At 68.8% G+C, this 25,053-nt stretch carries 18 protein-coding genes; 8 read left to right on the plus strand and 10 right to left on the minus strand.

Annotated elements, in window-relative coordinates; genetic code table 11:
• Positions 1-35 precede the first annotated feature (35 nt).
• Together BO221_RS28375 and BO221_RS28380 are read right to left on the minus strand one after the other, a co-directional pair.
• Positions 36-1,760: a CotH kinase family protein gene (locus BO221_RS28375; protein WP_073563629.1), complete on the minus strand. Its 1,725-nt coding sequence runs from the start codon at positions 1,758-1,760 to the stop codon at positions 36-38.
• A 96-nt stretch (positions 1,761-1,856) separates the two neighbouring features.
• Positions 1,857-2,621, minus strand: coding sequence for an esterase family protein (locus tag BO221_RS28380; RefSeq protein WP_073563630.1), 765 nt, complete (start codon positions 2,619-2,621; stop codon positions 1,857-1,859).
• A gap of 63 nt (positions 2,622-2,684) precedes the next feature.
• Here BO221_RS28380 and BO221_RS28385 point away from each other — a divergent pair, with 63 nt between their 5' ends.
• A complete protein-coding gene (locus tag BO221_RS28385) occupies positions 2,685-3,401 on the plus strand; it encodes a dienelactone hydrolase family protein (protein ID WP_073563631.1) in 717 nt (238 codons plus the stop codon).
• On the opposite strand, the gene BO221_RS28390 is transcribed toward BO221_RS28385, so the two are convergent.
• From BO221_RS28390 to BO221_RS28400, 3 genes are all read right to left on the minus strand, one after another.
• A complete protein-coding gene (locus tag BO221_RS28390; RefSeq protein WP_073563632.1) occupies positions 3,402-5,003 on the minus strand; it encodes a PAS domain S-box protein in 1,602 nt (533 codons plus the stop codon). It lies immediately after the preceding gene.
• A 51-nt stretch (positions 5,004-5,054) separates the two neighbouring features.
• Positions 5,055-7,637, minus strand: a complete 2,583-nt coding sequence (locus BO221_RS28395) for a response regulator (RefSeq protein ID WP_073563633.1) — start codon at positions 7,635-7,637, stop codon at positions 5,055-5,057.
• A 162-nt stretch (positions 7,638-7,799) separates the two neighbouring features.
• Positions 7,800-9,056 carry a low specificity L-threonine aldolase gene (locus BO221_RS28400; protein ID WP_073563634.1) on the minus strand — a complete coding sequence of 419 codons (1,257 nt, stop codon included), beginning with the start codon at positions 9,054-9,056 and terminating at the stop codon, positions 7,800-7,802.
• A gap of 165 nt (positions 9,057-9,221) precedes the next feature.
• On the opposite strand from BO221_RS28400, the gene BO221_RS28405 reads away from it, so the two are divergent.
• The 5 genes from BO221_RS28405 (at position 9,222) to BO221_RS28425 (ending at position 14,123) form a co-directional block, all read left to right on the plus strand.
• Positions 9,222-10,457, plus strand: coding sequence for an OmpA family protein (locus BO221_RS28405; RefSeq protein WP_233166295.1), 1,236 nt, complete (start codon positions 9,222-9,224; stop codon positions 10,455-10,457).
• A gap of 27 nt (positions 10,458-10,484) precedes the next feature.
• Complete coding sequence (locus BO221_RS28410; protein WP_073563636.1) at positions 10,485-10,916, plus strand: hypothetical protein; 432 nt, start codon at positions 10,485-10,487, stop codon at positions 10,914-10,916.
• 179 nt (positions 10,917-11,095) lie between these two features.
• Positions 11,096-12,271 carry a cytochrome P450 gene (locus BO221_RS28415; RefSeq protein WP_073563637.1) on the plus strand — a complete coding sequence of 392 codons (1,176 nt, stop codon included), beginning with the start codon at positions 11,096-11,098 and terminating at the stop codon, positions 12,269-12,271.
• 21 nt (positions 12,272-12,292) lie between these two features.
• Positions 12,293-13,705: a glycosyltransferase gene (locus BO221_RS28420; RefSeq protein ID WP_158079923.1), complete on the plus strand. Its 1,413-nt coding sequence runs from the start codon at positions 12,293-12,295 to the stop codon at positions 13,703-13,705.
• Between the two features lie 34 nt (positions 13,706-13,739).
• Entirely contained in the window at positions 13,740-14,123 is a 384-nt protein-coding gene (locus BO221_RS28425) for a hypothetical protein (protein WP_073563639.1), read from the plus strand.
• Between the two features lie 8 nt (positions 14,124-14,131).
• On the opposite strand, the gene BO221_RS28430 is transcribed toward BO221_RS28425, so the two are convergent.
• Positions 14,132-16,210: a carboxypeptidase-like regulatory domain-containing protein gene (locus BO221_RS28430; protein ID WP_143195726.1), complete on the minus strand. Its 2,079-nt coding sequence runs from the start codon at positions 16,208-16,210 to the stop codon at positions 14,132-14,134.
• A gap of 253 nt (positions 16,211-16,463) precedes the next feature.
• Between BO221_RS28430 and BO221_RS28435 the strand changes: the two genes are divergently transcribed.
• Positions 16,464-17,138, plus strand: a complete 675-nt coding sequence (locus BO221_RS28435; protein ID WP_073563641.1) for a hypothetical protein — start codon at positions 16,464-16,466, stop codon at positions 17,136-17,138.
• Between the two features lie 29 nt (positions 17,139-17,167).
• Here BO221_RS28435 and BO221_RS28440 read toward each other — a convergent pair whose 3' ends face one another.
• On the minus strand, positions 17,168-21,160 hold the full coding sequence (locus tag BO221_RS28440; protein ID WP_143195727.1) for a protein kinase: 3,993 nt from the start codon (positions 21,158-21,160) through the stop codon (positions 17,168-17,170).
• A 176-nt stretch (positions 21,161-21,336) separates the two neighbouring features.
• Complete coding sequence (locus BO221_RS28445; RefSeq protein WP_073563643.1) at positions 21,337-22,260, minus strand: phosphotransferase family protein; 924 nt, start codon at positions 22,258-22,260, stop codon at positions 21,337-21,339.
• A 95-nt stretch (positions 22,261-22,355) separates the two neighbouring features.
• Here BO221_RS28445 and fabG point away from each other — a divergent pair, with 95 nt between their 5' ends.
• Complete coding sequence (fabG, locus tag BO221_RS28450) at positions 22,356-23,138, plus strand: 3-oxoacyl-ACP reductase FabG (RefSeq protein ID WP_073563644.1); 783 nt, start codon at positions 22,356-22,358, stop codon at positions 23,136-23,138.
• Here fabG and dapF read toward each other — a convergent pair.
• Positions 23,096-24,004, minus strand: coding sequence for a diaminopimelate epimerase (gene dapF / locus BO221_RS28455; RefSeq protein WP_073563645.1), 909 nt, complete (start codon positions 24,002-24,004; stop codon positions 23,096-23,098). The two genes, fabG and dapF, sit on opposite strands and share 43 nt — an antisense overlap.
• Positions 23,997-25,034: an iron-containing redox enzyme family protein gene (locus tag BO221_RS28460; RefSeq protein ID WP_198956196.1), complete on the minus strand. Its 1,038-nt coding sequence runs from the start codon at positions 25,032-25,034 to the stop codon at positions 23,997-23,999. Before BO221_RS28460 ends, dapF begins: the two co-directional genes overlap by 8 nt.
• Between the last annotated feature and the right edge of the window lie 19 nt (positions 25,035-25,053).

The following is a 25,053-nucleotide window of genomic DNA, read 5'->3' on the forward strand; positions in this document are numbered from 1 at the left end:
GAGGGAGGGGCTGATGCCCGGGAAGGAGGGCGCCCTCAGCGGAGCTGCTCGAGGTACTCGCGAACCCGGGCGGGACGCTCGCGGATGAACCGGAGCGTCCGCTCCACGGCCCGCTCGAAGTCGGCCTCGGACGTCTCCTTCCGGGGATCGGCGGAGACGCCCGGAGCGAGTTGCTCGCGGAGGCCGTTCACACGGGCCTCGAGTCCGGCGCCCTCGAACAGGGCGTTCACCTGCTCCAGCCGCGCCACGAAGACGGCCATGCAGTCCGCTTCCTCCAGACAGCGCGCCGCGAGCACGCCCGACACCTCCCAGGGCGCGGGATTGCGATCCGGGCGCGTGCCTCCAGGGTTACCGAAGATCCGATCGATGCCCGTGGACAGCAGCGTCCAGCGTCCGGTCGAGGGGTCCCGGTATACGCGGTAGTTGTTCTGCGTGGCGAACGGGTAGCCATCCCAGTGGGAGATGACGCTCTCGAGCGCCCACGTGGTGAGGAAGCGGTCGTAATCGAAGAACGCCTGGACCTCCGGATAGAACCCGCCCCTGGGCAGCCGCTGGAGTTGGTGGGTGAGCTCGCGCAGCGGCGCGTAGGCGTCGGCCGGAGTCTCCTTCCCCGGCTCACACGCATCGCCCTCCAGCTTGCGAGAGAGGCAGAACCCCATGGGGTCTCCTCCCGCCGAGGGGACGTTGTCCGGAAGGAGATCGCACCAATACGTCCCCTCGTACAAGACGCCGTCCTTGTCCTCGAACCAGCGCGCCAGGAAGCGCCGGTCGATCGTCTCGACATGGGTGTAGACACCCCATGGCTCGCCATTGACGTGCAACCGGACCGTGGCCGCCCGGGGGGCCGGCACGCCGAGCGCGCGATAGAGGGGATACCCCAGGCGCTCATTCATGAAGCCCGGATCCTGCACGTTGTTGTTGAACGTGAAGTGCTTCCGGCCCAGCAGCTCCCGCGAGGGAGCACAACCCGGCACCTCGGGATCGTCCCACTCGAGGTCCACCTTGAAGGAAGCCTTGTCCTCGAGTGTCCGGGCGGAGCCGCAGCCCCCCTTCACATGGACGCCGACGTTCTCGAACACCTGCTCGCCGAAACGGAGCGTGGCCCGGTAGGACTCGCGCTCGTGCGGAACGCAGTCGGGTGGAACCGCCTCCGCGTTCAGGGCGGCCCAGGACTCCGGCGGAATGTCGAGGTGGAAGTCGAGAATCCGGCCCTCGTCGAAGAGCTCCCGGGACGCATCGTCCGTCCTGAAGACACGGAACGCGCTCCAGGGCCCCCAGGCCTCGCAGGGAGGACGGGCGTAGGCATGACGGACCCGCACCGCGTACCGCGCACGCTGGGCGAGCCGGCCACTCGCGACCTGGAAGACACCATCGGACAGGCTCACCCCGGCGAGCTTCTCCGGCGCGCTCACGGCCGCCGACCAGATGAGCCCCACCGGGATGTCGTCGACCATCGACCAGAGCTCGAACCGGGCCCGGACGGGCGCGCCGCCGCCCACGTCCTCGAACCCCGCCACCCGCACCGTCACCTCCCCTGCCCCGAGCAACTCGTCGTGCCCGGGGCTTTCCACGGTGGGCGCCGCCGCCAGACCCGCATCGGCCTCGGTGGGGCAGACGACCTCGGGAACGGGTGGCTCCTGGGAAACGGGCGGGGCGTCGGACTCGACGGGAACGGAAGGTGGCGTGGCCACCGGCTCCGTGACCTCTGGAGACGGCTGCGAGCACGCGACGAGCAGTGCGGCCAGGCACGCCCACGACACGCTGGATTTCACGCGGCCAAAGGTGGGGCCGCTCGCACTTCCCGGCAAATGTCCCGGAGGCGACGGAGTTCTCCGGGCAGACAGGCATCCGGGCGGCTAGTACCCGAGCCGCTCCGCCATGTAGTGGTCCAGCTGCCGGTACCACGTGGGCCAGTCGTGGGGCATGTCGTGGCCCCAGATGTCCAGGTTGTGGGGGATGTCACGCTGGTGCAGCAGTTGGCTGAGGTGCTCGGAGTACCCGGGGTTCTCCCAGGCGCCGCGGCTCGTCACCAGGTGGATGCGGCTGTGGTGCCGGAGCAGCTCCAGGCCATGGCCCTCGGGCAGGTTCGGCACGTAGGAGGCGGGGTTGTTGAAGTAGACGTCGTCGCTCCAGTAGCCGTGAAGGAAGTCCGACTGGAGATCGTAGAAGCCACCCAGCCCGAGCAGCAGCTCGAACTGATCCGGGCGCCGGAAGAAGGCATTGGCGGCGTGGAAGGCGCCGAAGCTGGCACCCGCCGCGCCGATGCGCGCGTGATCATTCCCCAGGCAGCGGCGGATGTGCGGGACGACTTCCTCCTCGACGTACTCCGAGAAGCGCGCCTGGTTGTGCGCCTTCTGGTGGAGGGGCATGCCCTCGTTCATCCACGCCCAGGGGTTGATGCTGTTGATGCTGAAGATCTGGACCCGGCCGGCGAACAGGTGGTGGGCCACGCTCTGGATGAGCCCCATGCGCTCGGCCTCGAGGAAGTCCCCTCCGGCGGTGGGGAAGAGCAGCAGGGCCGGGCCCCAGTGCCCGTAGCGGACCACGGGCATGTCCATGCCCAGCCGGTGGCTGTACCAACCGAAGAGCTCTCGGCGCAGGTTCGGATCAACGTTTGACATGGTGGGGCTGATTCCAGAAGAACCTCCCGCAGTAAAGCCGTTTCCTCTGGACGTGGAGACCCCATGCACACCCAGTACCTCGACTACACCGATGGCGACGTGACCTGTCATGCCTACGTCGCGCACGAAGACACGCGGGGGGCCAGGCGCCCGTGCGTGCTGATCTCCCACTCCTGGGCGGGCCAGAGCGACGCCGAGCGCGCCAAGGCCGAGGAGTTCGCCCGCATGGGCTACGTCGGCATCGCCATCGACGTCTACGGCAAGGGCATCCGGGGCAGCCACAGCACCGACAACAGCGCCCTCATGGCGCCCTTCATGGCGGACCGCGCCATGCTCCGCCGCCGCATGCTCGCCGCCGTCGAGACCGCGCGCGCGCTCCCCATGGTGGACCCCGGCCGCATCGCGGCGATCGGCTTCTGCTTCGGCGGGCTGTGCGTGCTCGATCTCGCGCGCAGCGGGACCACGGACGTCAAGGGCGTGGTGAGCATCCACGGCCTCTTCGGACCGCCCCGGCTCGGAGAGCAGGCCCCCATCGCCGCCAAGGTGCTCCTCCTCCACGGCTGGGATGACCCGATGGCCCCGCCCCAGGACGTCCTGTCCATCTCCCAGGAGCTGACCGCGGCCAAGGCGGACTGGCAGCTCCACGCCTACGGCCACGCCATGCACGCCTTCACCCACGCGGGCGCGGCCGCGCCCGAGCGGGGCCTCCTGTACAACGCCGGCGCCGCCCGGCGCGCCTGGACGGCCACGCGGAACTTCCTCGAGGAAGTCTTCGCCTGATCAGCGGGAGGCGGACGGAGCGCCGGTGAGCTCGTGGAGGGTGAAGTAGAAGGTGGCGCCCTCCCCCACCCGGCCCTCGCCCCACACCCGCCCCTTGTGGCGGCGGATGATGCGCTGCACGGTGGCCAGCCCCACCCCGTGACCCTCGAACTCCTGCTGCGTGTGCAGCCGCTGGAACACGCCAAAGAGCTTCTTCTGGTACTCCATGTCGAAGCCCGCCCCGTTGTCCCGGACGAAGTAGACGCGCCCGTGCCCCGTCCCCGGGAAGATGCCGAACTCGATCTCCGCCACCGGCTTGTCGCGGGTGAACTTCCAGGCGTTGCCCATCAGGTTCTCCAACACCAGGCGCAGCAACTGGGCGTCCCCGCGATCCACCAGCCCGTCCCGGATCTGGAAGCGCACGGTGCGCTCGGGCACCCAGCGCTGGAGCTGCTCGGCGACGGTGTGCGCCAGGCCGGACAGGTCGACGTCCGTCTCCACGAGCTCCGCGCTGTTGACGCGTGAGATCGCCAGGATGCCGTCGATGAGCTCGGCCATGCGCTGGGACGAGGCGCGGATGCGCTGCAGGTAGTCCAGGCCGGTGGTGTCGAGCGTGGCGGAACAGTCCTCGGACAGCGCCTGGGTGAAGTTCGAGATGCTGCGCAATGGCACGCGCAGGTCATGGGCCACCGAGTAGGCGAAGGACTCCAGCTCGCGGTTGGAGAACTCGAGCTGGGCCGTGCGCTCGCTGATGCGCTGCTCCAGCTCCGCGTTGAGCCGGCGCACCTGCTGCTCGTTCTCGCGGCGCTGGGAGATGTCGGTGATCATCGCCAGCGAGCCCAGGTATTTGCCGCTCTCGTCCTGGACGGGGCAGGCGGCGATCAGGGTCCAGACGGGCGTCCCATCCTTGCGCATGAGCCTGAAGTCATTGACGAGGACGGCCTGTCCCTCGTTCTCCTGCGTCATGAGCTCCCGGACGGTGCGATCGAGCTCCTGCTGGTAGACGAACTCGAAGAGGTGCCTGCCCAGGATCTCTTCCGGCGTGTAGCCGAGCAACGAGGCCACGTACTGGTTGACGTAGGTGGTGCGCCTGTCGGCGTCGATCATCCAGACGCCCTCCTGCGCGGTCTCCAGCATGAGCTGGAAGCGCAGCTCGGTGCGGCGCTGGCCGGCCTCGGCCCGGCGTTGAGCGTGGGTGTCCTTCAGGTTGGTGATGGCCCCCAGGAGCTGTCCCTGGCTGTCGCGCACGGGCCTGGACTTCACGCGGAAGTGCCGGCCCTCCGGGTGGGCGGCATTGCGGATGAAGAGGTCCACCTCGGGCGGTTCCTCGCCCTGGAGGCTGCGGTAGAGCGGAAGCTGCTCGGCGGGGTAATGCGTCCGGGTGTCCGGGTAGAAGAGACCGTACCGCTCGCTCCAGATCCTCGGGTCGTAGTGCGTGAACCCGGGGCCGAGGATCCTGCGGGCCATGTCATTGGCGTAGAGGTTGCGGCCCTGGGCGTCCACCACGAACAGGCCATCGGTGGAGTTGCCGAGGATGGCGCGCAACAGGGTCTCGTGCTCGGACTGGAAGAGGCGCTCGGCTACCTCGTCGGGCGGCAGGTCCGGGTTGGAACGGGCGGTCATGGGATGGGGCGAGCATAACGAGCCCCTCTCGGGGATGTCATCCACCGGACATCAGCGCCCGCCTGCCCCTCCATCCGCCGCTCGATGCGAGGCGCCCACCTGTGCCAGCGCTCCCTTGAGGTCGGGGAGCGCATAGGGCTTGGGCAGCAGCACGGCGCCCGTCACCTCCCCACCCGAGCTGACCACCGAGGCGCCATGGCCCGAGGCAATGATGACCCGCAGTCCGGGGTGATGGAGGACGGCCTCGCGGGCCAGCTCCACGCCAGACCTGCCAGGCAGGCTCACATCCGTGAACAACACGTCGAAGCCAGTGGAACCGAGCGCTTCCTGGGCCGCTTCCGCGCTCGCCACGGCCCGCACATGGTGGCCGAGCACCTCCAACAGCTCGCAAGCGGACTCCCGGATGTCCGGGTCGTCCTCCACCAGGAGGATGCGCAGCCCGTCCGTCTTCGTGGGATCGGGCCCCACCTGGACATGGGGGGCCAGGGCCGTCCGTGAGGCGATCCGCTGCTGACGGTTGCGGAGCATGTGGCGCAGCTTCCGGGCGAGATCCTCCCGGCGGTAGGGCTTGCTCAGCAGGCTGACGCCGGGATCCAACCTCCCCCCATGGACGATGGCGTTCTCCGTGTAGCCCGAGGTGAACAGCACCTCGAGGTCCGGGAGGATCGCCTTGGCCTGCCGGGCGAGATCCGGGCTGCGGACCGGGCCGGGCATGACCACGTCGGTGAACAGCAGATCCACGGGCATGCCGCTCTGGATGACCGCCAGCGCGCTCTGGCCATCGGACGCCTTGAGCACGCGGTAGCCGAGCTCCGTCAGCAGCTCCACCACCGTGGCGCGCACCTCGGGATCGTCCTCCACCACCAGGATGGTCTCGGTGCCTCCCTCGATGGGACCCGCCACGGGCTCGGAGGCCACCACCTCCGCCTGGATCGAGCGGGGCAGGTAGATCTTGATGGTCGTCCCGTGCCCGGCCTCGCTGTAGAGCTTGATGTGGCCGCCCGTCTGCTTGACGAAGCCATACACCATGCTCAGGCCCAGCCCGGTGCCGCGGCCCTCGGGCTTGGTCGTGAAGAACGGCTCGAAGGCCCGCTCCATGACCTCCGGTGTCATACCGCTGCCGGTGTCGGAGATGGCCAGCATCACGTAATGCCCGGCCACGACGTCCTGGTGCATCAGGGCGTAATGGTCATCGAGCATGGCATTGCCGGCCTCGATGGTCAGCCGGCCCTCCCCGTCCATCGCGTCGCGGGCGTTGATGGCCAGGTTCAGGATGACGTTCTCGAGCTGGTTGGGATCCGCGAGCGTGTTCCAGAGGCCGCCGGCGATGACGGTTTCAATCTCGATGCCCTCGCCCAGGGCGCGCCGCAGCAGATCTCCCATGCCCCGCACCAGCCGGCCCAGGCTGATGACCACCGGATCCAACGGCTGCCGCCGGGCGAACGCGAGCAGCTGGGCCGCGAGCCGGGCGCCGCGCTCCACGGCGCTGACGGCTGTCTCCAGGCGTTTCTGCGCCCGCTCGCTGCCGGCGATGTCCCGCTGCAGGAGCTGGAGGTTGCCGCCGATGACCTGGAGCAGGTTGTTGAAGTCGTGCGCCACGCCACCGGTGAGCTTGCCCACCGCCTCCATCTTCTGGGACTGCCGCAGCGCGACCTCGGTCTGCCGCCGCTCGGCCTCGCTCTCGCGCAGGGCCCGGGTGCGCTCGCGCACCAGCTCCTCGAGGTGCTCGCGGTGCTTGCGCAGCTCGTCCTGGGCGCGCTTCTGCTCTGTGACGTCGTGGCCCTGGCAGAAGATGCCCGAGACCGTCCCGTCGGGCTCGAGCACGGGCTGGTACACGAAATCCACATACGCTTCCGAGGGCGGCGCGCCGGGCTCCTGCTGGATGAAGAGCTTCTCGCTGCGGCCGACGACCGGCTCCCCCGTCGTGAAGACGCGATCGAGCAGATCGAAGAAGCCCTGCCCCTCCACCTCGGGAAGGGCCTCGCGCACGGACTTGCCGAGGACATCCCGGTGGCCGATGAGCTGATCATAAGCGGGGTTGGTCAGCTCGAAGACGTGCTCGCGCCCCCGCATGAACGCCATGAAGCCGGGCGCCTGCTCGAACAGCCGGCGCAGGAGGCGGCGCTCGTTGTCCAGGAGGGTGTTCGTCTCCTGGACGATTCGCGCGCGTTGGAGGACGCCCGCCTCCATCTGATCCAGCGGAGCGGCGTTCACGGCCTGCTTGAGCCGCTGCAGTTCCGTCACGTCCACCGTGTGCTGGAGGATGAAGGCCACCTCCCCCCGCTTGTCGAGAATGGGGGTATGGGTGGCACTCCAGTAGCGCTCCTCGGTGACCACGCCCGTCTCGGTCTCGCGCGGAACCCGGTAGGAGATCAGCGCCAGTGTATCCGGCGCCCGCCTGGCCAGGACCCGATCGAACGACCCCCGCAGCATGCGCGCGTTGGCGTTGTTGGGGTCCGCGGGATCATGGGGGAACGCATCGAAGATGGAGCGTCCCACCAGCTCCTCGAGCCGGCTCGCCGTCACCCGGAGATAGGCCTCGTTCGCCGCGACGTACCGGAGCTCGCGGTCCAGCACCATGTAGGGATTCGAGGAAAGGTTGAAGAGCGCCTTGAAATCGAGGGTGTCGGACATGGTGGGGGGCGACTCAGCCGCGAGACGATGGATACACAAACAATCGTCGGGACGCGATTCCAACTTCTAGGGCGCACGAGAACCATCAGGAAAGTTCACAAATGCACCCCAGCTCCCCGAGCGGCCTTGCATCCGGGCGCCCAGCCACCATGCCGGTGGAGCTCACGCCGGTTCGAGCAGCCGGAGGAAGGCCCGCGTGGCCTCCGCGTCGTCGATCCCCGCGAACTCCTCACCCAACTGCAACTCCGTCTCGGCAACCCCGGGCACCCGCGTCTGGCCGAAGCCGTTGGCCACCCAGATGCCGTTCTCCCGAGCGATGCGATCGCGCTGGCGGCTCAGCGCTCCCGGGTCGCCGCGCAGGAAGACGCGGAACATGTTCGTCTGCACGGGCCGGGGCAGCACGGTGAGCCGGGAGTCCGCCGCGAGCGCCTCGGTGAGGGACTTCGCGCGCTGCACGTAGCCCGGGATGCGGGCCAGCGTGTCGTCCAGGCGCATGGCCGCCGAGGCCGCGTAGGGCCACATCTGGAAGATGTTGCCGCCGTGCCGGTGCCGCCACAGGCGCGCGGTGCGGATGAAGTCACGGTTGCCCGCCACCATGGCTCCGCCCAGCGCTCCCACCATCTTGTAGAAGGACACGTAGACGGAGTCGAAGCCGCGGCAGATGTCCGCGTAGGAGCGCCCGTAGAAGGGCTGGCTCTCCCACAAGCGCGCGCCGTCCATGTGGAGCTTCACGCCCTGCTCGCGGCAGGTGCGCTTGAGCTCCTCCAATTGCTCCCACGTCTGGAGCTGTCCACCCAGCCACCGCACCGGCAGCTCGACGCTGACGACGTCCAGCGGCTCGCGCGCCTCGCGCACGTCGCTGGCGAGCACCGGCCGCGTCCAGGGCGAGAGCAGCACCGCGCGCAGCCCGTGCAGCACGGCGTAGCTGTCATTCTCGTGCAGCACGTGGTGGGACGAGGGGTGCACGCCCACGGTGCGCCTGCCCCCGGCGTCCGCGTACATGCGCAGCGCGATGAGCTGGCCCATGGTGCCCGTGGGCATGAAGCACGCGTCCTCGAAGCCGAGCAGGCCCGCCACGCGCTTCTCCAGGGACTGGACGGCGCCACCACTGCCGTACATGTCCCCCGAGAGGCCCTGGCGCTGCACCCACTCACCGATGCGCACCAGCTCGGCGCCCTCGTTGCCGGGGGCGGAGCCGGCCGCGAGCGAGGCGCGGCACCCGCGGCGCAGGCGCTCGAACTCCTCCCGCGTGGGGCCGGGCGGCGTGGCGGGGGCCGCGCTGGCCGCTGGAGCCTCCTTCTTCGGAGCGGGGGGAGTCTTGGGTGCGGCGGCGTACGCCGTGCCCTTCAGGAGCGTGGAGCCGGCCAACAGGCCGGAGAGGGCGAGGAACTCGCCCCGGCTGAGATCGCGATGGGCCATGGGGGAAACACCTCGGGGTGTTCCCCTACCCTACACGAGATTCTCGACCGCCAACCGGGCAAGCCTGGGAAGTGGGGAGGAGCCGCTTTGCGTGAGATGCTATGCGGCAAAGGCCCGAACCCCCCCACCTTGGACTCCCTGCTGAAACCCGCTGTGGTCGCGTTGGTGCTCTCTGTCGGCGTGGTGCACGCCGCGGAGCCGCCATCCGTCGATCAGGTGCGCGCGGAGCTCGACCGGCAGCTGAGTGAGATGGTCAACACTCCGCCGGCGGAGATGCGGCTGCTCTTCGTGGGGTTGGATCCGGCGCAGTACCGGCTCGACGAGGTCCACTTCATGCTGGATGGAGAGCCGATCCCCACGCCGCCGGTGGAGCGGCTCGGCTCTCCCGGACCGCACGTGCTGGTGACGCGGCAGCTCGCGGATGGGCCGCACACGCTGGTGTCCAACGTCGTCTACATGGACGCCTCGTGGAACATGTTCAGCCAGACGTCCGGCCTGCTGTGGAACCTCACCTCCACGCTCAACTTCCAGACGCAGAACGGGCTGCGCGTGGACGTGACGGCCACCGCCGTCGTGGTGCCGGAGGCGAAGGATCCGCGGCGGAAGGTCAAGCTGGCGCACGGCGTGACCATGGAGATGATCGCGAAGCTCGAGGACGTCGCGCTTCCCGAGATGCCTCCGCCCCCGGCGAAGAAGGCCGCGGTACCTCAGCCGGAGCCACCGAAGGCCACACGCGAGCCGGTGCCCACGCCAGCGGCTCCGGCCCCCACGGCGCAGCAGCAGAAGGCGAAGCTGCTGGTGCGGGTGCTCTCGAGCCTGAAACCCGTGGCGGCCACGGTCTCGCTGCGCGGGGCCACGACGCAGCAGGTGTCCTTGAAGAAGGGGGCCCAGGCTCCCGTGCAGGTGGAGGTGGCGCCAGGCGACTACGTGGCGGATGTCCTCGCGCCCGGCCTCCTCGCACAGACGCGCCGGGTGCGGCTCGAGGGAGGCGCCGCGCAGCCCCTGGACTTCGCGCTGGTGCGCGCGCCGAAGAAGGCGCTGAAGAAGGACGAGAACGGCCGGGTGGAGCTGCTCAAGCCCCTGCGCTTCCCCGAGGGAAAGCCGGTCCCCCTGCCGGACAGCGCCAGCCTCTCGCAGCTGGTGGATCTGCTCGTGCGCAACCCCACCTGGCGGCTCCGCATCGAGGGCCACACCCACAACCAGGAAGGCGAGGAGGGCGCGCGCAAGCAGCTCTCCGAGGCGCGGGCCCGCGCGGTGAAGGAGCTGCTCGTGAACGCGGGACTGGAGCCATCGCGCCTCGAGACGGAGGGCCTCGCCGACTCGCGGCCCAAGGCGCCCAACTTCACCGCTCGCGGCCGGGAGCTCAATCGACGCGTGGAGCTGCTCGTTCTCGAGCATTAGTCCAGGCGGCGCACATATCATCCGGGCATGGGCCATTCCGCGAGCCTGGATGTCTCCTACCATCCAGGGAACCTGTACCCCTCGACCATCATCCGCGCGCTCCTGTCCCAAGGGTGGCGCGCCAACGACCATGGAGGGATCTCCCACACCCGCGCGGGAGTGGACAACTGGGAGAGTTCCCCGCTGGAGCGGCTCGATGAGGTCCTCGAAGCGCTGGACGAGGAGTGGGATACCGGCGAACCCGTGGCGATCACCCTCGTGATGGAGGGCGCCGATACCGGGGGCATCTTCATGTTCTTGCACGAGAACACGCTGAGCGTCATCGCCAACTACAATCGCCGCACGTTGGCGCGGGCGGGGAATTTCACGGACATGAGCTGGTACATCGAGCGCATCCTCCCCGCGCTCATCTCCCTGCATCAGGAAGTGGAGAGCGTGATGGCCCGAGAGCACGCGTAGAGTTCCAGCTCCCACCTGCTCTTCCATTTTGGAAGACCGGCTCGGTCGATTCGACCGAAGACGCCAGGACGTCATCCACCCCGGTGGGCCCGCTCTCCTCTGAAACATCGAGGCGATGAGCACTGGCCCGCCATTTGCCCTCTTCCGTTCCCACAACCCGTCACACGAGGAACGGAACCATGGGCGAGCCGCTGAATCTGATGACCCCCGAGGTGAGAGCCAATCCCTATCCGCTGTACGCGGAGCTCCGGCGTGGACCGGTGTGCCAGGTCGAGCCGGGCGGCATGTGGGCCGTCAGCCGCTACGACGACGTGGTGACCGTCCTCAAGGACCCCCGGCGCTTCTCGTCCGAGGGCCTGGGCCGGAGCTTCCGGCCTCCCTGGTTGGAGCGGAACCCCACGGCGGACTCGCTCGTCATGAAGGACCCGCCGGAGCACACGCGCCTGCGGGCCCTGGTCAGCCGGACCTTCAATGGCGCGGCGCTGAGCCGGCTGGAGCCGAGCATCCGCGCCATCGCCGAGGAGCTCGCCGGCTCCGCCGTGCGCCACCAGGAGGTGGACTTCATCGCGGAGTTCGCCCTGCCGCTCCCGGCCCGCGTGTTGAACCTCTTCTTCGGCCTGGAGCCCGCCATGGCCCTGCGCTTGAAACATTGGGCGGATGATCTGGTCAGCATCCCCGCCAGCCAGCCCTCGCCCCAGCGGCAGGAGGAGATCCGTCACAGCCTCCAGGAGATGGAGCACTGCTTCAACACCCTCATCGAGCAGCGGCGAGCCCAACCCGGAGAAGATCTCGTGAGCGAATTGCTCCGGGGTGAGCTGACCCACGAAGAGGTCTTGAGCTTCCTCTTCGGGCTGGTGCCGGCCGGTGTCGAGACCACCGTGTACCTGCTCGCCAACACGATGGTGGTGCTCTCGGAGCATCCGCGGGAGCTGGAGCGAGTGCGCGAGAATCCCGCGCTCATCCCCCGGCTCATCGAGGAAGTCCTCCGCTTCGAGCCGCCGGGACAGAGCAGCCTGCGGCTGACGACGGAGGACGTGGAGCTCTCCGGTGTCACGATTCCCCGGGGCTCCATCGTCGTGGCCCTGGTGGGCGCGGCCCTGCGCGACGAGAGCCGCTTCCCCCAGGCGGACCGGTTCCTCCTCGATCGCGAGGGTCAGAGCGCCCTCGCCTTCGGCCACGGGCCCCACTACTGCCTGGGGGCGATGCTCGCCCGGCTGGAGGCACGCCTCGGCCTGGAGGCACTCTTCTCCCGTACCCGCGGCTTCTCCCTCCAGCGGAAGGAACTCGACTGGTCCCAGTCGATCATCGCCCGGGGGCCTCGTGCCATGCCGCTCCACCTGGAGCCCCTCCGGTAGATGCGCCAGGATGCGGCACCCATGAGCGACATCGCCTTTCTGTGCCACCCCACCGTGGGCCACCTGAACACGCTGTTGTCCACGGCACTGCGAATGAAGGAGGACGGGCATCCCACCCGCTTCTTCATCCCCGGAGGGCCATCGCTCGGCTTCCGGTTGCGGCCGGACATCCTCAACAACGTGGTGGACGTGCCCGCGATGGTGGAGCGCGCGGGCCTGCCATTGGAGCGGCTCCGCCCGGCGCTCGGCGTCATCTTCCACGCCATCCGTCTGGCCCGGAGCAGTGGCTACGAGGAGAGCCGGATCGCCCTGAAGCTGTTCACCGCCGGGGTGGAGGCGACCACGCGGGACATCCTCCGGCGGCTGGAGCGGCGGCCCGCGGACGTGCTCGTGGCGGACTTCGCTTTCTACCCGGCCATGCTCGCCGCCGAGAAGCTGGGCATGCCCTGGGTGGCCGTCTATCACAGCGGTCTCCCCTTCCGGGGTCCGGGCATCCCGCCCTGGGGCAGCGGCCTGCCGATCGGCACGAAGGACGGTCCCGAGTTGCGGAGCGCCGAAGCGGCCGAGGCGGAGCTGCTCGCCGAGCTGACCCGGCGGGTGGGCAAGGCCCGGCGCGCGTTCGGTCTGGGACCAGCGCCGGAGGATGTCCTGCGCGCCCCCGCCTCACCCTGGCTCAACCTGGTGGTGAGCCACGAGGCCATCGAGGCCCCTCGCACCAACCTGGGGCCGAGCACCTTCTACATCGGCCCCTGCTTCTCCACGCGGCGGGGCACCGGCAAAGACGGCTTCCCGTTCGACAAGCTGCGCGCGGACGCCTTCAAGGTCTACGTGTCGCTCGGCACCGTCTTCAACGACAAGCCCGAGGTGTTCCGCACCATCCTCCGGGGACTGGACGTCCCGGGCGTCCAGGTGGTGGTGAGTGGAGGAGCCGCGTACCCGGCGCTCGCTTCCGGTCCCCTGCCCTCCAACGTGCTGCTCTTCCGCCGCGTGCCCCAGGTGGATCTGCTGCCGAAGGTGGATCTCGTCATCGGCCATGGAGGCAACAACACCACCAACGAGACGCTGGCCGCGGGCAGGCCCCTGCTGGTGGTGCCCGTGGGCGGCGAGCAGCACGACAACGCGCGGCGGGTGGAGTACCTCGGAGCCGGACTGTTCCTGCCCATGGTCTCGCTGTCCGAGGATGGGGTCCGCCGGGCGGTGACGCGGCTGCGCGAGGAGCCGGGCTTCCGCGCTCGGGCCGAAGCCTTGCGCCAACAGCTGGCGGACACCGAGGGAACTGGGACGGCCTCCGCCCTCATCGCCCTGCTGGCGAAGCGCCGCGCTCCTGTGCGTCTCCCCGAGGGAGCTCCACACACCCTCACGCGCGAGGGGCTGGCGTCACTGCTCGCTTCACTCGAGAACACCTCGGCCGGCACCGCCTCACGTTCCGCCTGAGGATGGGGACCGGTGGGGTTAGGCTGCACGCCCCATGAACCAGGATCCCGTCACGCTCGTCGCCGCGCTCCGCAACGTCATCGAGGACACGGGGCGCGACTTCTCGTCGATGCCGTTCTTCGTCAGGCCCATGGTGCGCGGTGGCTTCGCCAAACGCACCGGGCAGAGCCTCGAGGATTGGCAGCGCCTCGCCTCGGCGCTCCTCTCCGAGGTGAAGCCAGACACCGGGCCCGCCCCCGTGCGCGAGCGCCACCCGCGGCTGCGCGAGCAGTTGGAGCAGCTCGCCGAGAACTACCGCACCGCTCCCGAGCGGGCCTCGAAGGGAATGGGCGCGCTCGCGGGGACACTCCAGCGCGTCCAGGAGAACTCCAGGCGCCGCGAGGAAGCCGTCCGCGCCCTCATCTCCTGGCTCGGATAGAGACGGCGTCAGGGCGTACGGAAGCTCACGCGAGCGTTGTAGAGCCCCTCGAAGATCGCATCCCGGCGATCGGCCTGGAGGGCATGGAGCAGCGTGCGCAACCAGTCCCGCGAGGAGTCCAGTCTGTCCTGGTTCTGGATGAAGCACCGCAAGAGGGAGAAGTCCCAGGAGACCTTGAAGTCTGGAGGCTGCGCCGCGATGACGGCCCTCAGTGCATCGAGCTCGCCGGGCACGGACTCCGGGTCGCGAGAGGAAAGCGCCAGGGTGATGCTCAGCACCCGGAGCCCGACCTCCAGTTGCGGCGGCGTGTGGGATTTCCGCAGCAGCGGGTCCAGCGACACCCTGATTCCATCGAGGTAGGTCGCCAACACCCAGACGTCCACGCTCCGGGCCTGTAACGCGAAGTCCTCCGGGACCTCGGAGGACTGTTTCGAGAAGGACTTCGCGTGCTCGCGCAGGGCCTGGTGCACGTTCTCCCACGCCTCGAACCACTCATGCGTTCCCCGGGGCATGGAGGAGAGGGCGAGACAGCTCGCGTCCACGGCCCCTGTCAGCAGGGAGAACCGGGCCGCGCCCTGGGCGTGCCGGCCCTGGTGCAGCAAGGCAACCCCCAGGTTGTTCTGGTTCGCCGCCCAGCTCTCGGGATGCCGTTCGCGGGTGAAGTAGGACAGCGCGGAGCGAAACTCCTTCTCGGCTTGCACCGCATGGCGGAGCGCCTCCTCGCCGGAGCCGGCTCGCATGCCCTGCTCGAGCAGCGCGCCACCCAGGAGGTGGTGGAGCTCGGCCTGATTCTTGGGATCCTTCTTCTCCTCGCAGTGACACATGGGCGTGGCGAGGGCGAGCTGCAGGGCTTCCTCGGCCTGTTCCAGCAACGCGAGCCCGGCCTTTCCCTCGGTGCGTCTGCCCAGCTCCAACAAGGCGGTTCCCAGTCCCTCCTGCATGCGTTCCGCGAGCGTGGGGTAGGTCGCCCTCACGTCGACCTGGAGCGCGAGGCGGCTGGCTTCCACGGCTTGCTTCAGCCACTCGGCCTGGCGATTCTCGGGTGACTGCCTGCCGAGGCCCAGAAGGGTGTGGCTCAGATTGGAATACGTCACCACCCAGAGCATGGGGTGCTGCTCGCGGATGGGGACTTCCATGGCGCGCCGATAGGCCACGGCGGCGGCTTCCAGGTGCTCGAGCTTGCCGGTCCCCGCCTGCGTCCTCGCGCCGAGCAGCCCGTGGGCGAGCCCGAGATTCGACCAGAGCGAGGCCCACAGGTGCGGATCGGACTGCTTCGACACGTACTTCGCCGCCTGCTCATACGCTTGCACGGCCTTGTCGAGGTGCTTCAGCTCCTGGATGTAGGCATCCCCCTGGATCTGGTAGTCGCGTGCCACCTCGTCGCCGAGCCGTTGCTTCTCCGCCTCGGTCTTCTGGACCCACTCCTCGAATCGCTGCCGCTTGCGCTCGGCGGAGGCCCCGGCATGCCGGGCCGCGGCCTGGAAGTCCTTCCGGGCGAAGGCGGCCACGGCCATCCGGCTCTCGTCGTCCTGTTTCTTCTCCACCTCGGCGATCCACCGATCTACCTCCGCCTTCACCTGTTGGGCACTGAAGCCATACTGGTGGGCCCAGTCCGCGAGGTAGCGGCTGAGCCCGGCGTTCTGGGGATTGGCTCTCGACGGCGGCTGGTTGCGCGCGCTGTCCATCGCCGCCCGAAGCAATTGCTCGATACCTTCGTCGGAGAGGAACTTCCTGGAGCCAGCCGGCAGCAGCCGGACCTCCAGCACCTGCGTCTCCAGGCTCTTGGGCACCAGGGTCCTGCCCTCCTGGGGAGACCAGAGGCGGTAGCCCTTGAGCCGGACGGAGAGCGTGACGGAGTCGCCCGCCTTGAAAGCGTCGGGAAGGAAGAGGCGGAACGACCCACTGGAGTCCGTCCGGGCGGGGTTGCCGTAGCCGGGCAGCTCCACCTGGGCCCCCGCGGCGGGCCGGGTCTCTTCATTCTTCTCCACGAGCAGCACCTGCCCGCGCAAGACCCGCTGCTCCGCGAGCGCCGCCCCGGACATGAACAGCCCGAGCAGCGTCACCAGCGTCACGAGTTGCGTTCTCACGACCCCTCCTCTCCGACGTCGCACCCAGCCCGCGTTGAGGGTTGTGGAAGGCCCACTTTATTACGTGAGAGCGGCCATTGCCATGCGCCGGTCCCGCCTCGGAGCCCGGAACACGGCTCCCAATTCATGGCAACTCCCGCGTGTACTCGAGCGCGCCTAAACCCTCCACGAAACCTGGATGGCTCATCCCGATTTTTCAGGGTAAGATGGATTTACAGAGCCTGATGTTCCCCCCGAGCCTGGAGCGCCCCCGATGCCGATCAATCCGATACGTTCTTCCCTCTGTACCCTGCTGACGGGGTTGGTGCTGGCGGCCTGTGGGCCCGTGCCCGAGTCACCGGAGGTGCAGGAAACTCTCGGCGTGGCCGAGGCCGCCATGTGCTCCAGCTCGGCCGTCACCAGCCTGACCCTCTCGGGCATCAGCACGTATCAGGGGGAGATGGCGGGTGCGGGAACCTATGCGGTGTCCTACCCAGCCAACGCCGTGTGGCTGGTGTTCTCCATCGATGGCGTCGAGCAATCACAATCGAGGGTGGACGGTGGCACGGGCACCTGGTCATTCAGCAAGGCACCTGTCTCCTGCGGCACGCACACCTTCACGGTGACGGCCAGGCCCATGGTCGTCGCCAGCAATGGGAGCTTGACCATCTGCTCGGGCAGTCCCGGCAAGACGATGACCCAGAGCGTCACCGAACCCTGTCCCGCTGGAAAGAAATGTCTGATCGAAGCCCATTCCTGGGAGTGCGGAGCCTGGTGCCAGGCGGGCTGCATGGACAACTACTCCTACTATTTCACGACGGATTGCAACTCCATCGCCGACTGTGCGGGTCAGGAATACCATTCGTCGGGAAGCAATGACTACCGGCCCGGCGGCGGCATCTGCGACTACACCTACGATCAAGTCCCTGTCGCCTGTGACTATCCGTAGCCGGCATCCGTTCGAAAGCCCCGGCCCGCTCACCTCGGCCGCTCCAAGACCTCCCGGGCGCGTGCCTCGAAGGCATACGCCCCCTGCTCGTGGGCGACGTGCATGGCCCGAAGCCAGGAGGCGCGCGACTCCTGCTCCTGGCCGAGCAGCCACAACAACTCGCCCCGTATGCGGCACAGCTCGGATTCATAGAAGTGCTCACCCCGCAAGGACTCGGGGTCGAGCGCCTCCTCCACGACGGCCAGCCCCTCCCGGGCCTGTCCCAGCCTCAGGTGGATGTCGGCCAGGAGCCCCAGGTTGTGGGGCTTGCCCGTCAGCAGGCCGGACCTGCTCCACGCCGCGAGTGCCTCGTGCATGTGCGCCAGGCCCTCCTCGGGCCGCCCCAGCCAGGCCAGCGCCCAGCTCCTCAATAACGAGGACCAGAGGACCCACAACCGGAAGCGGTGCTCACGGGAGAGGGCAATGCACTGCCCGGCCCACTTCAGACACCCCACCGCATCCCCGCGGAACTGACACGCGTCGGCGCTGTAGTGCAGCGCGTAGGCCAGGGTGTGCGGGTGGCCGATGCGCCGCGCCAGCACCCGCGCTTCCCGGGCATGGCGGACCGCCACCTCGAGCGGACCGGCGGCCGAGTACGCGAGCGCACCGAACGCCAGGGCCTGCACCCGCGGATTGACGGCATGCCGGACGGCGAGCACCCGGTGCTCCTCGAGGTCCGCCTCCGAATACTCCAGCGCCCATGAGATGTGCTCCAGGCCCTCGGCCATCCGCCCCCAGGAGACGAAGTCGTAGGCCATCATCCGATGGCCGGACGCGAGCAGCTGCCGGTGGTGGTGGCGCCCGCCCAGCTCCACCAGCCGCTCCGCCAGGGCATGGGCCTCGGAGTAGCGTTTCTGGGTGAGGAAGTAGGAGTAGATGCCCCAGAAGGACAGCGCCAACCCTGGCAGCGCGTCACCCACCACGAGGAGCAGCTCCCAGGCGCGAACGTACGTGCGCTCCACCTCGGGCGCGCTATAGCCCTTCACCTGCACCAGGGGCAGCCCCAGGGCGAGCAGCAGCTGCAACTCCTCCTGCGCGCGCCACGGGGTGTCCGGCAGGCCCGCCAGCAGCTTGAGCGCCTGGGTGAGATGGCTCACGGCCTCCAGGTTCGCGAAGCGCTGGCTGGCGTGCAGGCCGGCCCGTTTCCAGTAGCGCAGGGCCGGCTCCACCTCCCCCGCCTCGGTGTAGTGGTGGGCGAGCAGCTCGGGCTGTCCCTCCGCCACCTCGGGGAAGTCCTCCTCCAGCACCCGGGCAATCTGCTGGTGGTGCTGGCGCCGCACGCCTCGCGTCAGCGCCTGCAGGGCCGCCTCCTGGAAGAGCGCATGCCGGAACTGGTACCCGGCCCCGCCCGCCGCCTCCTGCCGTTGCAGCAGGCCCGCCAGCATCAGCCCGGCGAGCTCCCTGCCCAACGTGGGGCGCCCGTCCCCCACCAACCGCTCGAGCAGGGAGCGCGAGAAGCCGCGCCCCACCACCGCGCACAACTGGGCCAGCGACTTCTGCCGGCGCGGCAACAGGTCCAGCTTCGCCAGCAGCAACTCCTGCAGGGTGATGGGAATGGAGCCCACGGACGAGGTGCTCTCCAGCATCAGCCGCGTCAGCTCCTCCACGAACAAGGGGATGCCGTCCGTCCGGGCCACCAGCTCCGCCACCACCGCCTCCGCCATCACCCGCGTCCCGGCCACCTCCCTCGCCAGCCGCGCGGTGGACTCCGCTGGCAACCGCTCCAGCGGCAGCACCTGGAAGCCGGGCCCCGGCTGCCAGGGTGGCTGGAACTCGGGGCGGGCGCTGAGCACCCCCAGCACCCGCGACTCCCGCACGCGCTCCAGCAGGAAGCCCAGCAGCTGCAGCGTGGAAGGATCCACCCAGTGGAGATCCTCCACCACCACCAGCACCGGGCGGGACCCGGCCGCCACCCGCAGCAGCGTGGCCAGCGCCTCCAGCGTCTCCTCGCGCCGGCGCTCCGGCGTGAGCGGCTGGTGAGGGGAGTCCTCGCGCACCGGCAGTCCCAACAGCGACGCCACCCGCCGCACCTGCGAGGGCGCGAGCCCCACTCCCTCCAACCACGACTCCACCACGCGCAGGGCCTCCGCTGGCGAGTGCCCCGGCGCCACCCACAGCCGCCGCAGCTCCTCGATGAGGGGATGGAAGGCACTGGTGCTGAACTGGGACCAGCACTGCAGCCGCAGGGAGAGCACCTCCTCCCGGCCCACCCGCTCCTGCAGCTCCAGCAGGAGGCGGGACTTGCCAATACCGGCTTCTCCCTCCACCAGGAGGAAGGAGCCCTGCCCCCGCCGGGCCCGCTCCCACTGGCCGAGCAGCACGCGCACCTCCCGCTCCCGCCCCACCAACGGGCTGAGCCTCCTGCCCGGGACCAGCGCCCGCTCGAAACGGAGCACCGCCTGACGCGCGCGCACCACCCGGTGCACGGCGAGCTGGCGCGTCCCCTCCCAGGTGCGCCCTCCGAGTGGCACCATCTCGAAGATGGGAGAGACGAGCCGGTGCGTGGTGTCGCCGATCACCACCTCGCCCGGCCCGGCCTGATGGGCCAGCCAGGCCGCCACCCGGGGCGCCTCCCCCTGGAGGGCCAGCGTATGGCCCCCCAGCTCCGGCAGCGTGTCGTCCAGCACCACCTTGTCCGTGCAGATGCCCACCCGCACCGCCAACGTGCGCAGCGGCAGTCCTGCCAGCCGCGCCCGGAGCGAGTCCGGGAGCACCGCGGCCAACTGCAGCCCGGCGCGCACCGCCCGCTCCGAGTCCTCCTCGTGCACCACCGGGTAGCCAAAACACCCCAGCACCTCGGCGCCCAGGCACAGGGCGATGAAGCCGCCATGCCCTTGGAGGAGCTCCGAGCACTGGCGGTGGAAGACGGCCTCCAACTCGCCGAAGTCCTCCGGATCCAGCATCTCCGACAGTCCGGCCAGGCCCACCAGCTCGCAGCACACCAGCGTCACCTGCCGGCGCTGGCGCACCAGGGCCCGTGCCCCCGCGCGCCCGGGCCGCAACCGCTCGGCGAGCTCCCTCAGCTCCTCCCGGAGCTCCGCGGCACACAGCAGGCGCTTCTCGGGCTGCTTCGCCAACGCGACGGCCAGCAGCGGCTCCAGCGCCCAGGGCAGCTCCGGGTGACGTGCCCGAAGCGAGGGAACGGGCTCGGGCGAGAGCACCCGGGCCCGCAGTTCCTCCAGGGAAGCGCCGCTATAGGGCAACTCGCCGGTGAGCAATTCGTACAACAAGACGCCGGCCGACCAGATGTCGGTGCGCGCGTCCTGGGGCTCGCCCCGCCACTGCTCGGGAGCCATATAGGCGGGGGTGCCGCCCGTGGACAGGAGGGTCGTGGCGCCCCGGCCCTGGGCCTCGAGGTGCGCCAGCCCGAAATCGAGCAGCTTCACCGTGCCGCAGGAGGAGAGGAAGACATTGCTGGGCTTGAGGTCGCGGTGGATGACGTGGTGCTCATGCGCATGGGCCAGCCCCGAGGCCACCGCCGTCATGATGTCCAGCGAACGCAGCAGACCGGGCCGCTCGCGGGCGAGCAGATGCGCGAGGGATTCGCCCACCAGGCATTCCATGACGAGAAAGGGGACCCGGGGCACCGTGGGCTCGGGGCTCCACTCGGCCACGTCGAAGATGCGGATGATGTTCTCATGGTCGAGCTGGGCGATGGCTCGGGCCTCGCGCAGCGCCAGCTCCGCCACCTCCCGCCGGGACAGGAGGAATTTGAGCGCCACCACCCGCTGGAGCTCCTCGTCCCGGGCCCGGAAGACGAGCCCCATTCCGCCCGCCCCCAACTCCTCGAGAATCTCGAACCGCCGGCCGTCGCGGCCGCCCATGCGCTCGCCTGGACGTGGTGCGAGGAATGGAACCTGGCTCCCCGCCGCTTTGCGCAGCAGGGAGTCCTCGAAGTCCGATTCATCGAGCGGGAGCGAACCCTCCAGCTCACTGTGAGTGCCGTCCACCTGCATGCCATTCCCCGGAGCACGGCGGCGCACCTTCCACACCGCCGGATGCACCAGAGAAGTTAGGAACCCGGAGACGACGGGACCACGAGGACCCGGAGAAGGCCGCGACGAGGAGAAGAGGGAGCCCGCGCGTGCCTCCTCTCCCCCCGTGCGACTCCGCCCAGGGCGCTCCGTTTCGACGCGGCTCGCGGGCCGTCCGGGCTCGCTCACCCGAGCGCGCTGAGCGTGCGCGATGCGGCCCGGGTGTAGGCCTCGCGGCCCGCCGTCACGCCGTACTCGAGTTCGTCGGCGGCATGGAGGACGGAGAAGAAGCGCGCCCGGGCGGCGAGCCGGGCGACGGCGGCGTCATCGAGCGCGCGGCCCTTCCGGTAGGCGGCGAGGCCCGCGGCGAGCAACGGCTTGCCCCCCCAGGCGAACAGGCCCGCCAGATCGGCTCCGGGGTCTCCCAACGCGACATCCCCCCAGTCGATGACACCCGTGAGCCGGCCGCCCTCGACGAGCAGGTGCTCGGGGAAGAAGTCGTTGTGTAGCAGGACGGGCGCGGTGCTCGGAGGCGGCGGATGCCGGAGCAGCTCGAGCGCCCGCTCGCGCGTCCGCGCGTCGAGAATGGCACCGGATTCCAGGAGGCGCGCCTCGCACTGCCCGGCCCATTCCACGAGTCCCTCTTCTTCGTCGGCCTCGACGCCGAGCCGACAGGCCTCCTGCTGCGGGAAGGCGTGGAGCACCGCCAGAAAGGCGCCCAGGGTCTCGCCGTACGAAGACACCTCGAAGGCGTCCTCCAGACGTTCCAGGCCGGTCTGGCCCGGCAGGCGGGGATAGCCGACGAAGCGGTGCGGATAGCCCTCGCCCGGCTGGCCCAGGAGCCCGAACCGGGGAACCGCGAGGGGTAGTCGCGGGGCGAGCAGCGGAAGGAGGGCGGCTTCCCGGTCGAGTTGCTCGACGACCTCGGCGCGTTTGGGGAAGCGGAGGATCCACTCACGCTCATGGCGGTCGCGCGCCGTGTAGACCCAGCTGTCCCAGCCTTCGTTGAGGTAGCGGATCGAGTCCAGCTCCGCGCCTTGCGCGCGGACGAGCCGCAAGACGAGCTCGGGCGTCAGCTGGAGGTCACCTTGCTGCCAGGGGGTATCCATGTGGAGCGGATATTAGACAGCTGTCCTCCCCACGCACCCTGTACTCTCACCCGGAACACGAGAACCCGCAGTCCAGGAACCGGAGGAAGCGCGTCATGTTGGCGGAATCGCTCAAGGGGAAATCGGTCATCGTCACCGGCGCTAGCAAGGGCATTGGCAAGGGAATCGCCCGGGTCTTCGCGCGGCACGGCGCCAAGGTGCTGGTGGTCGCGCGGGATCTCCAGGCGGCCGAGGCGACAGCGCGGGAGTTCGTCGCGGCCGGTGGCACCGCCAGCGGCTTCTCCGCGGACGTGACCCGGCTCGAGGACATGGAGAAGATGGCCCAGACGGCGGCCGAGCGTCATGGCGGGCTCGACGTGCTGTGCGCCAATGCCGGCATCTTTCCGCAGGTGAAGATGGAGGACATGTCGCCGGAAACCTGGGACGAGGTGATGGCGACCAACCTCAAGGGCACCTTCCTCTCGGTGAAGGCCTGCATCCCCTATCTGAGGAAATCCGGCCAGGGACGCATCGTCATCACCTCTTCGATCACGGGCCCGGTAACCGGCTTTCCCGGCTGGACCCATTACGGCGCCACCAAGGCCGGACAACTGGGCTTCATGCGCACCGCCTGCATGGAGCTCGCGAAAGACCGCATCACGGTCAACGCCGTACTGCCCGGCAACATCGTGACCGAGGGACTCGAGGCACTGGGCCCGGACTACATGAAGGGCATGGCGGCGGCGGTGCCGCTCGGCACACTGGGCGAGGTCGAGGACATCGGCCATGCCGCCCTGTTCTTCGCCAGCCGAGAGGCCGGCTACATCACCGGCCAGACGCTCATCGTGGATGGCGGTCAGGTCCTCCCCGAATCGCCGGACGCGTTGAAGCAGATGTAGGCCGCTGCCTCATCCACGCCTCGGAGCCGGGCCTTGAACTCCGGGGTGAACACGCCCTGGGCCACCGGCCGTGCCGTCCCGGTCATGGAGATCCTTCCGTCCCGGTCGATCTCGATCTCCAGTCTGCCCCCGGGCATGTGAACGGTCACTGGAGACTGAACGAGACCGAGCCGGTGGGCCGCACAAGCCGCCGCGCAGCTGCTGCTCCCAGACGCCAGCGTGTAGCCCGCGCCCCGCTCCCAGATCTCGATCTGGATGTTGTGCGAGTCGAGCACCTTCATGAGCTGCACGTTGGTCTTCTGGGGGAAGAGCGCATGGCTGGAGAGCCGCGGCCCCAACTGGAACGCCTTGTCGCGCGAGATCTCCTCCAGCGGAACGACACAGTGGGGATTGCCCACGGAGACACACGTCACCCGCAGCGTCTCGCCATCGAGCTCGAGCGGCTCCTGGATGACCTCGCGCGGCGCTCCCGCCATGGGAAGCTGCTCGCTCTGGAAGGTATAGGCGCCCATCAGCACCTTGATCAGCCCCTCCTTTGGCTCAAGGATGTTCGCCACCACCTCGCCAGCCCGGGTGTGGATGGAGAACGTCTGACTCTTGACGTACTTCGACTCGTAGACGTACCTGGCGAAGATGCGGAGCCCATTGCCGCTCTTCTCACATTCGCTTCCGTCCGGATTGAAGATCCTCAGGCGGATCCTGTCGCCCTCGATGAATGGACCATACAGGATGCCATCACTGCCCACCCCCAGGTGACGATCACATATCCGCCGGACGATGTCCGCCGTCATGGGGACGTCATACTGGTTCGGGTCGATGATGATGTAGTCGTTGCCCAGAGCCTCGTATTTCGTGAACTCAAACATCGGAGTGGTTCAGCAATGCGTTGAGATACCGCTCCGACGAGTTCAGCCGGATCAAGGCGCCCAGGGCGATTTCACGGCCGAGCGCGGCATCCCTGTCGATCAGCGGCTTGATGACATTTTCGAACCACCCACGTGCATGGGCCGAGTCGATCTTGATGTGCAGGTCGTGATATTTGATCCCCGACTCGGGCAGGCCGTTGCGCCGCCAGGCGGCAACGAAGTTCTTGAACCGGCGGGGGGCCAGGTATTCGGTCACGCCGAAGTAGCCGATGGCCTTGTAGTAATGCCGGCGGGACAGGGCGAGACATGCGGAGAGGTTGCCGGAGATCCGTCCGTCGAGGAGCATGTTGTCCCGGATGTAGCCCTCGTCGATCCCCAGATCCTGGAGCGCCGCGCTGAACATGTGCGCGTGGACATCTTCGGGCTTCCCGTTCCCCATCTCATCGTAATAGTTGTTCGCGATCTCCAGCTTCTCGCCGCCGCGAATGCCCACCTGGATCAGCGCGAGAATGTCATCGAAGCGCGGATCCAGATTGGTCTCCTGGGCCAGGAAGAACTTCAGATCTCCCGCGTCGGCCTTCTCGAGCATGTAGACGTTGTAGAACGGGTGCGCGCTGGCCCCGTGCTCCGAGATGAGACCCCTCAGCCAGCGCGCATACTCGAAGCCGCTCCTGGGATAGGACCCGAGCGTCTGCTCGGAGATGAAGCGGCACTCGTGCTCCAGCATCCCCTGTTCAAGCGTCGCGGCGATGTCGCGCAGGATCGGCTGGGTCTCGCAGTCCACCCGGTTGGCGCCACGGACGCCGAAATCCTGCTCGTAGATGAAGGCGAGCACTTCGTGCATGCGCGCCAGCGCGGAGCGATCATCCAGCTGATACGCATCGCGCAGCAGCGTCTGGCAACCGTCATGCATCTCCTTGCGGAAGGAGTAGTCCGCGTTGGCGCTGGACCACTGCCTCGCGGTCATCTCCAGACACCCCTGGATCCATTGGGTCACCATGGGCGTGCCTGCCATTGCCGTATTCATCATGCCTTCCCGTGCTTGCCGT

The sequence above is a fragment of the Archangium sp. Cb G35 genome (assembly GCF_001896145.1).
GTDB classification, from domain to species: domain Bacteria; phylum Myxococcota; class Myxococcia; order Myxococcales; family Myxococcaceae; genus Archangium; species Archangium violaceum.

Coding starts and splice junctions, on each gene's coding strand:
- BO221_RS28415 (WP_073563637.1), top strand. CDS start 11,096: ATGGGCGAGCCGCTGAATCTGATGACCCCCGAGGTGAGAGCCAATCCC.
- BO221_RS28425 (WP_073563639.1), top strand. CDS start 13,740: ATGAACCAGGATCCCGTCACGCTCGTCGCCGCGCTCCGCAACGTCATC.
- BO221_RS28385 (WP_073563631.1), top strand. CDS start 2,685: ATGCACACCCAGTACCTCGACTACACCGATGGCGACGTGACCTGTCAT.
- BO221_RS28400 (WP_073563634.1), bottom strand. CDS start 9,056: ATGGCCCATCGCGATCTCAGCCGGGGCGAGTTCCTCGCCCTCTCCGGC.
- BO221_RS28380 (WP_073563630.1), bottom strand. CDS start 2,621: ATGTCAAACGTTGATCCGAACCTGCGCCGAGAGCTCTTCGGTTGGTAC.
- BO221_RS28435 (WP_073563641.1), top strand. CDS start 16,464: ATGCCGATCAATCCGATACGTTCTTCCCTCTGTACCCTGCTGACGGGG.
- BO221_RS28395 (WP_073563633.1), bottom strand. CDS start 7,637: ATGTCCGACACCCTCGATTTCAAGGCGCTCTTCAACCTTTCCTCGAAT.
- BO221_RS28410 (WP_073563636.1), top strand. CDS start 10,485: ATGGGCCATTCCGCGAGCCTGGATGTCTCCTACCATCCAGGGAACCTG.
- BO221_RS28390 (WP_073563632.1), bottom strand. CDS start 5,003: ATGACCGCCCGTTCCAACCCGGACCTGCCGCCCGACGAGGTAGCCGAG.
- BO221_RS28460 (WP_198956196.1), bottom strand. CDS start 25,034: ATGATGAATACGGCAATGGCAGGCACGCCCATGGTGACCCAATGGATC.
- fabG (WP_073563644.1), top strand. CDS start 22,356: ATGTTGGCGGAATCGCTCAAGGGGAAATCGGTCATCGTCACCGGCGCT.
- dapF (WP_073563645.1), bottom strand. CDS start 24,004: ATGTTTGAGTTCACGAAATACGAGGCTCTGGGCAACGACTACATCATC.
- BO221_RS28445 (WP_073563643.1), bottom strand. CDS start 22,260: ATGGATACCCCCTGGCAGCAAGGTGACCTCCAGCTGACGCCCGAGCTC.
- BO221_RS28420 (WP_158079923.1), top strand. CDS start 12,293: ATGAGCGACATCGCCTTTCTGTGCCACCCCACCGTGGGCCACCTGAAC.